Annotated in this window: 1 protein-coding gene; it reads right to left on the bottom strand. The window is 68.6% G+C overall.

The window, feature by feature from the left end; genetic code table 11:
* On the bottom strand, nucleotides 1-573 hold a 573-nt coding region (locus AC5Y30_RS25460), incomplete at both ends, for an AMP-binding protein (RefSeq protein WP_499922079.1).

The raw sequence follows: 573 nt of genomic DNA, 5'->3' as shown, positions 1-573 counted from the left end.
CCCTTGGGGATCCCGGTGGTGCCCGAGGTGTAAATGATGTGGGCCAAATCGTCAGGAGCCGGGGCCGGCAACGGCGTGCCCGCACACCCCTGGATGCGGGGATCGTCGATGTCGATGACCGCCCCACCGAAACCCTCGACCCGCGCGCGCAACTGCGCGGTGCTCACCACCGCGATCGGGGCGGCGTCGTCGAGCATGAACCCGATGCGCGCCGCGGGCAACCCCGGGTCGATCGGCAGATAGGCCGCCCCGGTCTTCAATACCGCCAGGATCGCGGTGATCGCCTGCACCGAACGCGAAAACACCAGCGCCACACACTGTCCCGGGCCCACCCCGTGACCGGCCAACAGATGCGCCAACCGATTCGAGGCCTCATCAAGCTCGCGGTAGGTCATCGAGGCGCCCGCGAAGCTCACCGCCACCGCCTGCGGGGTGCGCGCCACCTGCGCAGCGAACACCACCGGAATCGACACCCCGATACCCGGCTCGGTCAACACCGCCCGATTACCCAACACCTCCAACTCGGCATACTCGGCCCCATCGAGCACCTCGATCGACGACAACCGCCGCCCC

Source organism: Mycobacterium sp. NGS27, assembly GCF_059813005.1.
This window is presented reverse-complemented; position numbering and strand designations above follow the sequence as displayed.